The sequence below is a fragment of the Streptomyces sp. NPDC088817 genome (assembly GCF_044750345.1).
Lineage (GTDB): Bacteria > Actinomycetota > Actinomycetes > Streptomycetales > Streptomycetaceae > Streptomyces.
Genome location: NZ_JBIVJN010000018.1, coordinates 179,828 through 192,445, shown reverse-complemented (window position 1 = coordinate 192,445; position 12,618 = coordinate 179,828). Strand labels below are relative to the sequence as shown.

At 71.9% G+C, this 12,618-nt stretch carries 12 protein-coding genes; 7 read left to right on the top strand and 5 right to left on the bottom strand.

The window, feature by feature from the left end; genetic code table 11:
* The first annotated feature begins 39 nt into the window (after positions 1-39).
* The 3 genes from hydA to ACIP4X_RS29190 all read left to right on the top strand — a co-directional run bounded on the left by hydA (position 40) and on the right by ACIP4X_RS29190 (position 4,109).
* Entirely contained in the window at positions 40-1,440 is a 1,401-nt protein-coding gene (hydA, locus tag ACIP4X_RS29200) for a dihydropyrimidinase (RefSeq protein ID WP_358730000.1), read from the top strand.
* 11 nt (positions 1,441-1,451) lie between these two features.
* Entirely contained in the window at positions 1,452-2,471 is a 1,020-nt protein-coding gene (locus tag ACIP4X_RS29195) for a TIGR03842 family LLM class F420-dependent oxidoreductase (protein ID WP_358730001.1), read from the top strand.
* A 111-nt stretch (positions 2,472-2,582) separates the two neighbouring features.
* A complete protein-coding gene (locus ACIP4X_RS29190) occupies positions 2,583-4,109 on the top strand; it encodes an NCS1 family nucleobase:cation symporter-1 (protein WP_358730002.1) in 1,527 nt (508 codons plus the stop codon).
* 44 nt (positions 4,110-4,153) lie between these two features.
* Here the strand turns inward: ACIP4X_RS29190 and ACIP4X_RS29185 are convergent, their stop codons facing one another.
* The 5 genes from ACIP4X_RS29185 to ACIP4X_RS29165 form a co-directional block, all read right to left on the bottom strand.
* Positions 4,154-4,846, bottom strand: coding sequence for a hypothetical protein (locus ACIP4X_RS29185; RefSeq protein WP_391455003.1), 693 nt, complete (start codon positions 4,844-4,846; stop codon positions 4,154-4,156).
* A 236-nt stretch (positions 4,847-5,082) separates the two neighbouring features.
* Entirely contained in the window at positions 5,083-6,147 is a 1,065-nt protein-coding gene (locus ACIP4X_RS29180; protein ID WP_358730004.1) for a biotin/lipoate A/B protein ligase family protein, read from the bottom strand.
* Positions 6,148-6,233: 86 nt separating this feature from the next.
* Positions 6,234-6,698, bottom strand: a complete 465-nt coding sequence (locus tag ACIP4X_RS29175) for a hypothetical protein (RefSeq protein ID WP_391455002.1) — start codon at positions 6,696-6,698, stop codon at positions 6,234-6,236.
* A complete protein-coding gene (locus ACIP4X_RS29170) occupies positions 6,605-6,913 on the bottom strand; it encodes a DUF4190 domain-containing protein (RefSeq protein ID WP_391455270.1) in 309 nt (102 codons plus the stop codon). Before ACIP4X_RS29170 ends, ACIP4X_RS29175 begins: the two co-directional genes overlap by 94 nt.
* A gap of 120 nt (positions 6,914-7,033) precedes the next feature.
* Complete coding sequence (locus ACIP4X_RS29165) at positions 7,034-7,561, bottom strand: hypothetical protein (protein ID WP_401351333.1); 528 nt, start codon at positions 7,559-7,561, stop codon at positions 7,034-7,036.
* Between the two features lie 114 nt (positions 7,562-7,675).
* On the opposite strand from ACIP4X_RS29165, the gene ACIP4X_RS29160 reads away from it, so the two are divergent.
* The 4 genes from ACIP4X_RS29160 to ACIP4X_RS29145 all read left to right on the top strand — a co-directional run bounded on the left by ACIP4X_RS29160 (position 7,676) and on the right by ACIP4X_RS29145 (position 12,608).
* Positions 7,676-9,499, top strand: a complete 1,824-nt coding sequence (locus tag ACIP4X_RS29160; protein ID WP_401351331.1) for a gamma-glutamyltransferase family protein — start codon at positions 7,676-7,678, stop codon at positions 9,497-9,499.
* Positions 9,500-9,644: 145 nt separating this feature from the next.
* Positions 9,645-10,514: an inositol monophosphatase family protein gene (locus ACIP4X_RS29155; RefSeq protein ID WP_358730009.1), complete on the top strand. Its 870-nt coding sequence runs from the start codon at positions 9,645-9,647 to the stop codon at positions 10,512-10,514.
* A gap of 175 nt (positions 10,515-10,689) precedes the next feature.
* Positions 10,690-12,099 (top strand): NAD(P)/FAD-dependent oxidoreductase, encoded by a 1,410-nt coding sequence (locus ACIP4X_RS29150; protein WP_358730010.1) that lies wholly within the window; start codon positions 10,690-10,692, stop codon positions 12,097-12,099.
* A complete protein-coding gene (locus tag ACIP4X_RS29145) occupies positions 12,096-12,608 on the top strand; it encodes an O-acetyl-ADP-ribose deacetylase (RefSeq protein ID WP_358730011.1) in 513 nt (170 codons plus the stop codon). The genes ACIP4X_RS29150 and ACIP4X_RS29145 overlap by 4 nt, the downstream gene beginning before the upstream one ends.
* The last annotated feature ends 10 nt before the right edge of the window (positions 12,609-12,618 follow it).

The following is a 12,618-nucleotide window of genomic DNA, read 5'->3' as shown; positions in this document are numbered from 1 at the left end:
GCGCCCCACCGTGCACACCCGACCGGAAGGAGAGGGAGCATGAGCCGCACCGTCATCCGCGGCGGCCTCGTCATCACCGCCGCCGACGAGATCCACGCCGACGTCCTGATCGAGGACGGCCGCATCGCCGCCCTCGCCGCCTCCGGCACCCCGGCCGCCGGGGCGTTCACCGCCGAGCGGACCATCGACGCCACCGGCAAGTACGTGATCCCGGGCGGCGTGGACGGCCACACCCACATGGAGATGCCGTTCGGTGGCACCTACGCTGCGGACACCTTCGAGACCGGCACCCGGGCCGCCGCCTGGGGCGGCACGACCACGATCGTGGACTTCGCCATCCAGACCGTCGGCTCCGGCCTGCGCGAGGGCCTGGACGCCTGGCACGCCAAGGCCGAGGGCAACTGCGCGATCGACTACGGCTTCCACATGATCGTCTCCGATGTGAACCAGGAGACGCTCAAGGAGATGGACCTGCTGGTGGAGGAGGGCGTGACCTCCTTCAAGCAGTTCATGGCCTACCCAGGGGTCTTCTACAGCGACGACGGGCAGATCCTGCGCGCCATGCAGCGGGCCGCCGACAACGGCGGGCTGATCATGATGCACGCCGAGAACGGCATCGCCATCGACGTCCTGGTCGAACAGGCCCTGGCCCGCGGCGAGACCGACCCGCGCCATCACGGAGAGGTCCGCAAGGCCCTGCTGGAGGCCGAGGCCACCCACCGCGCCATCCGGCTCGCCCAGGTCGCGGGCGCGCCGCTGTACGTCGTGCACGTCTCGGCGCGGGAGGCGGTCGCCGAACTGGCCAGGGCACGCGACCAGGGACTGCCCGTCTTCGGCGAGACCTGCCCGCAGTACCTGTTCCTGTCCACCGACAACCTCGCCGAGCCCGGCTTCGAGGGCGCCAAGTACGTGTGCTCCACGCCCCTGCGCCCCAGGGAGCACCAGGCGGCCCTGTGGAAGGGCCTGCGCACCAACGACCTCCAGGTGGTCTCCACCGACCACTGCCCCTTCTGCTTCACCGGCCAGAAGGAACTCGGCCGCGGCGACTTCTCCAAAATCCCCAACGGAATGCCGGGCGTCGAGAACCGGATGGACCTGCTCCACCAGGCCGTCGTCGACGGGCACATCTCGCGCCGCCGCTGGATCGAGATCGCGTGCGCCACCCCGGCCCGCATGTTCGGCATGTACCCGAAGAAGGGCACCATCGCGCCGGGCGCCGACGCCGACGTGGTCGTCTACGACCCGCACGCCGAGCAGGTCATGTCCGCCGAGACCCACCACATGAACGTCGACTACTCGGCGTACGAGGGCAGGCGGATCACCGGCCGGGTGGAGACCGTGCTCTCCCGCGGCGAACCCGTCATCACCGAGCGGGAGTACACCGGGCGCGCCGGGCACGGCGTCTACACCCCGCGCTCCACCTGCCAGTACCTCGACTAGGAGTGCCGCCCATGGACTTCGGACTCGTCCTCCAGACCGACCCGCCGGCCTCACGCGTGGTCGACCTGATGCAGCGCGCCGAGCGCAACGGCTTCCGCTACGGCTGGACCTTCGACTCCGCCGTGCTCTGGCAGGAGCCGTTCGTGATCTACAGCCAGATCCTCGCGAACACCGAGAAGCTGACCGTCGGTCCCATGGTCACCAACCCCGGCACCCGCACCTGGGAGGTCACCGCCTCCACCTTCGCCACCCTCAACGACATGTTCGGCAACCGCACGGTCTGCGGCATCGGCCGCGGCGATTCCGCCATGCGGGTGGCCGGCCGCAAGCCCAACACCCTGGCCCGGATCAGCGAGGCGATGAAGGTCATCCGGGCGCTGGGCAGGGGAGAGGAGGCCGACCTCGGCGGCACGGTGATCAGGTTTCCTTGGGTCGGGCCCGGCGCCCGACTGCCCGTCTGGATGGCCGCGTACGGGCCCAAGGCACTGAAGATGACCGGAGAGGAGGCCGACGGCTTCATCCTCCAGCTCGCCGACCTGTACCTGACGGAGTACATGGTGAAGGCCGTCAAGGACGCGGCGGCCGCCGCCGGACGCGACCCGTCCGCGGTGAGGATCTGTGTCGCCGCGCCCGCCTACGTCACCGCCGACGACTCGCCCGAGGCGCTCGCCCACGCCCGCGACCAGTGCCGGTGGTTCGGCGGCATGGTCGGCAACCACGTGGCCGACCTGGTCGCCCGCTACGGCGAGCACTCCGCCGCCGTGCCCGACGAGCTCACCGACTACATCAAGGCCCGCCAGGGCTACGACTACGCCCACCACGGGCGCAGCGGCAACCCGGACACGCAGTTCGTGCCCGACGAGATCGTCGACCGGTTCTGCGTGGTCGGACCGGTCGAGAAGCACATCGAGAAGCTGAACGCGCTGCGCGAGCTGGGCGTGGACCAGTTCGCCGTGTACGACATGCACGACGCGCAGGAAGCCGTGATCGACGCGTACGGGCAGCAGATCATCCCGGCCGTCAACTCCTGAGTCCCCGAGCGCTGTTCCCATCCCCCCTCTGTCCCCCCTCCCCACCTCCCCGGGGAGGGGCCGGGCGCCCGCACCGCCCCGTTTCGACCCGTCTCCTCGATTGGGCTGCCCATGACCGACACCGCTCCTCCGGCCATACCGCCGTCCGCGCAGGTCACCCTCCCCGACGGGCGCGTGGAGATCGCCCCCGGCACCCCGCCGCCCAGCGGTCCCTACGCCAACGCCGACCTGCTGCCCGTCCCGGTCGCCCAGCGCACCTGGACCACGTACAACTTCTCCGCGCTGTGGGTCGGCATGGCCCACAACACCGCCTCCTGGACCCTGGCCTCCGGCCTGATCGCCGTCGGCATGGACTGGAAGCAGGCGGTGTTCACCATCGCCCTGGCCAACCTGATCGTGCTCGTCCCCATGCTGCTCACCGGGCACGCCGGACCCAAGTACGGTATTCCCTTCCCGGTCTTCGCCCGCGCCTCCTTCGGCGTGCGCGGCGCCAACCTGCCCGCCGTCGTACGGGCGTTGGTGGCGTGCGGCTGGTTCGGCATCCAGACCTGGATCGGCGGCGAGGCGATCTACTTCCTCGCCGGGAAACTGATCGGGAGCGGCTGGACGGACGCCGCGAAGGTGGGCGGCCACGCCTGGACGATGTGGCTGTCGTTCGCCATCTTCTGGGCGATCCAGGTCGCCGTCATCTACCGGGGCATGGAGACCATCCGCCGGTTCGAGAACTGGGCGGCGCCCTTCGTGCTCGTCGGCGCCTTCGTGATGCTGTGGTGGATGAGCAGCAAGGCCGGCGGACTCGGCCCGCTCTTCGACCAGCCGTCGAAACTGGGCTGGGGAGCGGACTTCTGGAAGCTGTTCGCGCCCTCCCTGATGGGCATGATCGGCTTCTGGTCCACCCTGTCACTGAACATCCCGGACTTCACCCGGTACGGCAGGAGCCAGAAGGCGCAGACCCGGGGCCAGGCGCTCGGACTGCCCACGACCATGACCCTGTTCGCGTTCCTGTCCGTGCTGGTCACCTCCGGCTCCCAGGCCGTGTACGGCCAACCGGTGTGGGACCCGGTGCAGTTGGCGGCGAAGACCGACAACGTGGTGGGCCTGGTCTACGCGCTGGTCACCGTGCTGGTGGCGACCCTGTCGGTCAACATCGCGGCCAACATGGTCTCCCCGGCCTTCGACTTCTCCAACGTCGCCCCGCGCAAGGTCAGTTTCCGCACCGGCGCGCTCGTCACCGCGGTGCTCGCCGTCGTGATGTGCCCGTGGAAGCTGTACGCCGACCCGCAGGGCTACATCTTCACCTGGCTCGGCCTGGTCGGCGGTCTGCTCGGCACGGTGGCCGGCATCCTCATCGCCGACTACTGGGTCCTCAGGCGCTCCCGGCTGGACCTGGCCGACCTGTACCGCCCGGGCGGACGCTACTGGTACGAGGGCGGCTGGAACTGGCGGGCGGTCGTGGCCTTCGTGGTGGGCGGCGTGCTGGCTGTCGGCGGCGCGGACTTCCACCCGCTGATCGACGGCCGTCCCATCCCGGCCCTGAAGTCCCTCGCCGACTACGGCTGGGCGGTGGGCCTGGGCACCTCGCTGGTCCTTTACCTGCTGCTGATGGCAGCGCGCACCCGACAGCGGACCTCCACCTGACGCGCGTCACGGCCTGACGCGCGGCCGGCCGCTCTGGAGGAGGGTCAGCCCGTACGGCCCTTCTCCAGGGCGGCCATCGCCTCCTTGGCGGCCTTGATGGCGCCCTTGTTGATCTCGTCCGTGCTGGGCGCCTTCTTCGACTCGAAGTCGCTGCCGTTGTACGTGACGACCACGATCGCGTTGGCGGAGCGGGCCAGCACCACGCCCTCGCGGGTCTCCTGCTTGTCCTCGGTGGTCAGATTCACCACGGAGTAGGCGCTGTCCCCGAGACCGGGCACGGCCCCGCCGCCGCTCTTGTCGGTGGTCCGCTGCTCGTACGACTTCAGCGCCGCCTCGTCCGTCGCCATGATCTCGAAGGACACGTCGAGCCAGCGGTAGTCGTAGCCCTTGAGCGCGTTCCACGAGCAGGTCCGGCGCACCTTGGTGTCCGTCGACGGGATCTCCTTGCCCGTCGTCCTGGCCCCCGGCACCAGCGCCGTGATCGTCTTCTCGGTGATGCTGGTGCACGGCACCGGAGCGGCGGCGTACGTCTTGGTCACCGCGGTCGACGACGGCGCGGACGGCTCGGAGGACGGCTGGCCGTCGGTGCCGCGCTCCTCCTGCTGCGTGGTCTTGGAGTCGGCGGCGGCCGGGGACGCGGCGAACGGGCCGGACGTCAACGCCCAGCCCGCGCAGGCGAGTACGACGACCGGACTCAGACGCGCGGTGAGCGCGAGAGGGAGAGGAAGTTCACGCACGGCGCACTTCTCGTGTGGGGGACGGACGCGGAGCGATTCCACACCGCGGACGGGACCTCAGTGTCACACGAGTCCCCGCGTGACGAAAGCGGTACTCCGCTCCGTGGCCGGATGGTCACGGCCACTTGTTCCCGACGTGCCGTTTGCCGGTTATGCGCCGGTGCCGCTGTGGCCGGATGCCGTTCAACTCCCCACCCTCGCAGCGGAGTCGGGGCTGGTGAAAGCGTGCGCGGCGGCTACGGCACCCGCGCCGTCCACTGCTCCGAACCGAACTTCGTGCGCGCCAGCTCCCGCGCCCGGGCCAGCTCCTCGTCGGTCGCCTCGCCGACGGTCAGCCCGTACCGGGCGCGGAAGGACTCCACCATCCGCGCGATGACCGCCTCACGGGGAAGCCCGGTCTGCCGGCGCAGCGGGTCCACCCGCTTCTTCGCGCTCCCGATGCCCTTGTCGGACAGCTTCTCCCGCCCGATCCGCAGCACCTCGACCATCTTGTCGGCGTCGATGTCGTACGACATGGTCACGTGGTGCAGCACCGCTCCGGGCCCGCCGCCCGGTCCCACCACCCGCTTCTGCGCGGCGCCCGCGATCTTGCCCTGGTCGGTGGCGATGTCGTTCAGCGGCTGGTACCAGGCCTTGATGCCCATGTCGCCGAGGGCGCCGAGCACCCAGTCGTCCAGATAGGCGTAGCTGTCCTGGAAGGACAGCCCCTGCACCAGCGCCTCCGGCACCGACAGGGAGTACGTGATCGTGTTGCCCGGCTCGACGAACATCGCGCCGCCGCCGGAGATCCGGCGCACCACCTCGACGCCGTGCCGCGCCGCCCCCTCGGGGTCCACCTCGTTGCGCAGCGACTGGAAACTGCCGATGATCACCGCGGGCGCCGCCCACTCCCACACGCGCAGGGTCGGCGGACGCCGGCCCGCCGCGACCTCCGCGGTCAGCACCTCGTCCAGGGCCATGTGCAGGGCGGGGGACTGCGGGCCGTCGTGGACGAGCTGCCAGTCGTAGTCCGTCCAGTCCGTGGCGTGCGCCAGCGCGCGGCGCACCGCGATCCCGACGCCCTCGGACGTCAGCCCGTACATCACGGTGCTCTCGGGCAGCCCCGTGTCGATCCGGGCGGCCAGACCGGCCGCGTCCGTGTCCGCGGGGGCGCCCTCCAGCGCGCGGTTCACCGCGTCCAGCGCCCCGTCCGGCTCCAGGAAGAAGTCACCCGCCACGCGTACGTGCCGCAGCGCGCCGTCCTCGACCTCGACGTCCACGACGACGAGCTTCCCGCCGGGCACCTTGTACTCACCGTGCACCGTCCGACCTCCGATCTGCCGCAGCAGACCAACGCCACGGGCCCCCGCGGTGTTCCCGCAGGGGCCCGTGGTGGGAGCGGAAAAGGTCACGCGGGTCCCGGAGCGGACGTTTCGTGGCGCGCCTGCGTCGGTGTGGTGGTGGGCAGGGGGAGGTCGAGCAGTTCGCGTATCCGGCGGATGTGGGTGTGCCCGTTGTGCTGGTCCACCGACCGCAGATGCGCGAGGAAGGTGTCCGCGTCGGACGCCTTGGCGGCCTGCCGCCAGAACGGCAGCCCCGCTTCGAGTTCCGCCACGAGTTGCCCGGCCGGCCGCCGCGCCCCGGGCAGGTCGGCGTCCTTGAGCAGCCGGATGCTATCGGCCTGCGCTTCGGCCATCTGGCCGGCCCAGGCCTTGGCCGCGTCGAGGTCCTCCCGGGGGCTACGCGCCGGACGGAGCATGCCCGCGGCGTTCAGCGGCTTCACGACGGAGAGGAAGGCCAGTTGGCCGGAGTCCAGGTTGGAGGCGTCGCGCCTGACCGTGGTGTCGAGTTTCGCGTCGCCCTTCGGGCCCACCCAGCACCGCACGGTGCGGTTTCGCCGTCGCTGTCCCTGCCGGGAAGCGTCCACACCTTGAAGTCGGCCGTCCTCGCGACGAGGGCGGCCAGCAGCAGGAAAGCGCCGGAGACGGAGATCCCGGCGATCGCGAGGCCCTTGCCCCGCTGCCCGTTCCTGGATATCCGCACCAGGGCGACGATGCCGAATATCAGCCCCAGGGGAGCGAGGCACACCAGCGAGGCCACCAGTGCCGTGACCGCGAAACCGTTCAGCGTCGGCTGAACCGGCTGTCCCGGCGGATTCCACTGCGGTCCCCAGGGCTGTCCCGGGCCGGGCGCGGACGAGCGGTGGTCCTACTCGGCGACCTTGAGTTCGAGCTCGCAGTCCAGTGTCTGGACGTACGTCCGGCCGCCCTGCTCATATTCGAAGCGGCACTCGCGGACTGTCTCTTTCGGTGGTGCGGTGATTCTCATCTTGGCCAGGTAGAAGATGTCGCCTCCTTTCCCGGCCGGAACCTTGAGGGGCTTTGTCGCGTAGTTCTTCAGCCGCGCGAAGTCAGGCGTGTACGTCTCGCCTTCCTTGGCCGGAAGCGGGAGACCTTCGGTGTCGTTCAGGTCGTACGCGCCGTATCCCAGGACCTTGATGCCGGCAGGGATGTGCAGGACGGACACCTTCGTTATCGCGATGGGCGTCGAGGAGGTGTTGTTCGGCACCGGGAGGGCGAAGTACCAGATCTCCCCCACACGGGCGTGCTCGGTGCCCACGGTGCCGCTCGACTGGACGCCGTCGGTCGCGAGGGCGTTTCCCGGTACCGCCTGTCCGGCCTCCCGCAGCGGCGAGCATTCGGCCACCGTGAAGGCGGCGAGTAACGCCAGAGACACAAGCGGAATGACTGATACCCGCCTCATTGGAACCTCGTATTCCGCTCAAAGCGCTGCAGGGCAAAGACGTAACACTTCCATGGGCGCGGGGCCGATCGATAGCCTGAGAGGACTATGTTCACCACCCGGCCCACCCTTCAGGGCACCTTCGGCATGGTGTCCTCCACCCACTGGCTCGCCTCGCAGTCGGCGATGGCCGTGCTGGAGGACGGCGGCAACGCCTACGACGCGGCCGTGGCCGGCGCCTTCGTGCTGCATGTCGTGGAGCCGCACCTGAACGGGCCCGCCGGTGAAGTGCCGATCCTGCTCGCCCCGGCGGGCGGCGAGGTGCGGGTGCTGTGCGGACAGGGCGTCGCCCCGGCCGGGGCGACGGTCCCGCACTACCGGGCGCTGGGCCTGGACCTCGTACCCGGCACCGGACCGCTGGCCGCCGCCGTGCCCGGCGCGTTCGACGCGTGGATGGTGCTGCTGCGCGACCACGGGACCAAATCCCTCGACGACGTCCTGAAGTACGCCGTCGGATACGCCGAGCACGGGCACGCGCCCGTGGAGCGCGTCGGCGAGACCGTCGAGACCGTGCGGAGGCTGTTCGAGACCGAGTGGACCTCGTCCGCCGAGGTCTACCTGCCCGGCGGACGCCCGCCGCGCCCCGGCACGCTGCTGCGCAACCCCGCGCTCGCCGCCACCTGGAAGCGGCTGCTCGCCGAGACCGTGGGCGCGGGGGACCGGGAGGCACGGATCGAGGCCGCGCGGGAGGTGTGGCGTACCGGTTTCGTCGCCGAGGCGCTGGTCCGGCAGGCCGGGCGGCCGACGCTGGACACCAGCGGCGAACGCCACACCGGCACCCTGACGGCCGCCGACCTCGCCGCCTGGTCCGCGACCTACGAGACCCCGGCGTCGTACGACTGGAACGGCTGGACCGTGTGCAAGGCCGGCCCCTGGAGCCAGGGCCCGGTGCTGCTCCAGCAACTCGCCCTCCTCCCGGACGAGTTGCCGCCGTACGGCTCCGCCGACTACGTCCACCTGCTGATCGAGGGCTGCAAGCTCGCCATGGCCGACCGGGAGGCCTGGTACGGGGACGCCGCCGAGGTGCCCCTGGCGGAGCTGCTGTCGGCGCCGTACAACAGCGAGCGGCGCAGACTGGTCGGCGCCGCCTCGTACGAGCTGCGGCCCGGCAGTCCCGGCGGACGCGTGCCGCGGCTGAGCGCCCACACGCACGCGGTGGGTGCCGGGGAGGGCGAGTTCGACGCGATGGGGGTCGGGGAGCCGACGTTCGCCAAGAGCCCCGTCGCACCCGTGCCGGGCGAACCCGACGTGACCGCCGACGGCGGCACCCGCGGTGACACCTGCCACATCGACGTCGTCGACCGCTGGGGCAACACGATCGCCGCCACCCCCAGCGGCGGCTGGCTCCAGTCCAACCCCGTCGTGCCCGAGCTGGGTTTCCCGCTCGGCACCCGGCTCCAGATGGCCTGGCTGGAGGAGGGCCTGCCCAACTCGCTGACGCCGGGACGCCGTCCACGCACCACCCTCAGCCCCTCGATCGCGCTGCGCGACGGGGTGCCCGTCATGGCGTTCGGCACGCCCGGCGGGGACCAGCAGGACCAGTGGCAGACGCACTTCTTCCTCGCGGTCGCGCTGCGCGCCGCCGTCCGCGGCGGCCTCGACCTCCAGGGCGCCATCGACGCCCCGAACTGGCACAACGACAGCTTCCCCGGCTCCTTCTACCCGCGCGGGACGCGGCCCGGCAGCGTCACCGTCGAGTCCCGCACGGACGCGGAGGTCGTCCGCGAGCTGCGACGCCGGGGTCATGACGTGACCGTCGGCGGGCCGTGGTCCGAGGGACGCCTGTGCGCCGTCGCCCGCTGCCCCGACACCGGCATCCTGTCCGCGGCCGCCAACCCGCGGGGGATGCAGGGGTACGCCGTCGGCCGGTGAGGCGTGTGGCCGGTGTTTGGCGAGCGCCGGCCGCGGGCGTCCACCGGACCGACCCGCGATGTCCGATGACGGGTGTTCACGCCGATTCCACCCGGAGTGCACCGGCCCGGCGGGGAATGTCAGTGGGGCATGTTCTCATGGAGGCATGATCGAAGAGACGGAAACCATCGAAGAGTTTCTCGCACGTCACTCGGCCGACGTGGAGGAGGCGGTCCGCAAGGCCGCCGCGGCCGAGATCATGCCCCGCTTCCGCCGGCTGGCGGAGCACGAGGTGGACCAGAAGGCCGGACCGCACGACCTGGTGACGGACGCCGACCGGCTGGCCGAGCGGTATCTCACGGACGTCCTCGGCGCCCTGCTGCCCGGCTCGGTCGTGGTCGGCGAGGAAGCGGTGCACGCCAACCCGGCCGTGTACGAGGCCATCCAGGGCGACGCCCCCGTCTGGATAGTCGACCCGGTCGACGGCACACGGCAGTTCGTGCACGGCGACCCCGGCTTCTGCACCCTGGTCACCCTCGCCCGGCACGGGGTCCTGCTCGCCTCCTGGACGTACGCGCCGGCCCGCGACCAGCTCGCCACGGCCGTACGCGGTCGGGGCGCCTTCCTCGACGGCGTGCCCCTGCGCAGCGGTGCCCCCGAGCCGGGGCGGCCCCTCGAAGTGGCCACGTCGCACCCCGACTACACGACGGACGAAGAGAAGCGGGCCCTGCGCGGCCTGTGGGCGGACGGGGTCGCGCCACGCCCCTGCGGGTCGGCCGGACTGGAGTATCTCGCCATCGCTCGGGGCGAGTTGGACGCCACGGCCTTCTGCTGGGAAGCGGCCTGGGACCACGCGGCGGGCCTGCTCCTGGTCGAGGAGGCCGGCGGCGCCCACCGGACCCTGACCGGCGCCCCCTTCCGCATCACCGGCGGCAACACCCTGCCCTTCACGGCGGCCCGGGACGCGGCCACGGCCCGCCGGATCACGGACCTGCTCTCGGCCCCGGAGACGGAGGGCGCGACCCTGGCGGTCTGACCCCGGCAGAGGGCGGCGCCCTCGCCTCCGGCCAAGGCCGCCCAGGCAACCCGGGCCGCCCCTCCCGCACCACTCCGCCCCCAGCCCGCCGACCCGCCCCCGTCGTGTCGGTGGTGCGGCATATCCTGGGGACCGAGTGGCCATCGGCTGACTAGGGGGTCCGAAGGTGCCGTCGATGCTCGATGCGGTCGTGGTGGGTGCGGGGCCGAACGGACTGACCGCTGCCGTGGAACTCGCCCGCCGCGGCTTCGACGTGGCGGTGTTCGAGGCGCGGGACACCGTGGGCGGCGGTGCCCGCACCGAGGAGCTCACCCTGCCCGGCTTCCGGCACGACCCGTGCTCCGCCGCGCACCCCCTCGGCATCAACTCGCCCGCGTTCCGCGCCCTGCCCCTGGAGCGCTACGGCCTCGAATGGCTGCACGCGGAGCTGCCCATGGCGCACCCCTTCCCGGACGGCACCGCGGCCGTGCTGTCCCGTTCCGTCGCCGAGACGGCCGCCTCCTTCGGACCACGCGACGCGGGCACGTACCGCAGACTGGTCCAGCCGTTCCTGCCCAGGTGGGACACCCTCGTCCGCGACTTCATGTCGCTGCCGCTGACCGCGCTCCCGCGCGACCCGGTCACCCTGGCCCGCTTCGGCCTGGCCGGCCTGCCCCCGTCCACCTGGCTGATGCGCCGCTTCCGCGACGAGCGGGCCAGGACCCTGTTCGCCGGACTCGTCGCCCACGTCATGGCACCCCTCGGCGGCTTCGCCACCGGCGCCGTCGGCCTGGTCTTCGCGCTCGCCGCGCACGCCCGCGGCTGGCCGGTGGCCCGCGGCGGCTCCCAGGCGATCTCCGACGCCCTCGCCGCGTACCTCAAGGACCTCGGCGGCGCCGTGCACACCGACTACGAGGTCAAGCGCCTCGACGACCTGCCGCCCGCCCGGGCGTACGTCTTCGACACCTCGCCCACCGCGCTGGCCCGCATCGCCGGACTCGGCCGCTACTACGACGGCTACCGCTACGGCCCCGGCGTCTTCAAGATCGACTACGCCCTGGACGGCCCCGTGCCGTGGACCGCCCCGGAGCCCCGAGGCGCCGGCACCGTGCAGATCGGCGCGGACAGCGCCGAGATCGGCAGCGCACTGCGCGCCGCGTCCCGCGAGGGCCGCGCACCCGACCGGCCCTTCCTCATCACCGTCCAGCCCAGCGTCGCCGACCCCACCCGCGCCCCCGAGGGCAAGCAGGTCTTCTGGGCGTACGGCCACGTCCCCAACGGCTGGACCGGAGACCTCACCGACGCCGTGGAACGCCAGCTCGAACGCTTCGCCCCCGGCTTCCGCGACCGCGTACTCGCCCGCGCCACCGCGGGCCCACCCGAGATCGCCGCCCGCAACGCCAACTACGTCGGCGGAGACATCGGCTCCGGCGCGGCATCCGGGCTCCAGCTCCTGCTGCGCCCGAAACCGTCGCTGTTCCCCTACAGCACCCCGCACCCGGCCGTCTTCATCTGCTCGTCGGCCACCCCGCCGGGCCCCGGTGTGCACGGCATGTCGGGGCACAACGCCGCGAAGGCCGTCTGGAGGAGGCTGCGCCAGACATGACCACCGCCATCACGCTCGTCCAGGGCGACATCACCAGGCAGCGCGCCGACGCGATCGTCAACGCCGCCAACTCCTCCCTCCTCGGCGGCGGTGGCGTCGACGGCGCCATCCACCGCCGCGGCGGCCCCGCGATCCTCGAGGAGTGCCGCGCCCTGCGCGCCTCCCGGTACGGCAAGGGCCTGCCCACCGGCCAGGCGGTCGCCACCACGGCCGGCGAACTGGACGCCCTCTGGGTGATCCACACCGTCGGCCCCGTCCACAGCGGCGCCGAGGACCGCTCGCACCTCCTGGCCTCCTGCTACCGCACCTCCCTCCACGTCGCCGACGAGCTGGGCGCCCGCACCGTGGCGTTCCCGGCGATCTCCACGGGCGTCTACCGCTGGCCGATGGACGACGCGGCCCGGATCGCGGTGGAGACCGTGGGGGAGACCGGCACCTCGGTCGAGGAGGTCCGCTTCGTCCTCTTCGACGACCGGGCCTACGAGACGTTCGCGGCGCGGATCGGCTGACCTGGCCGCC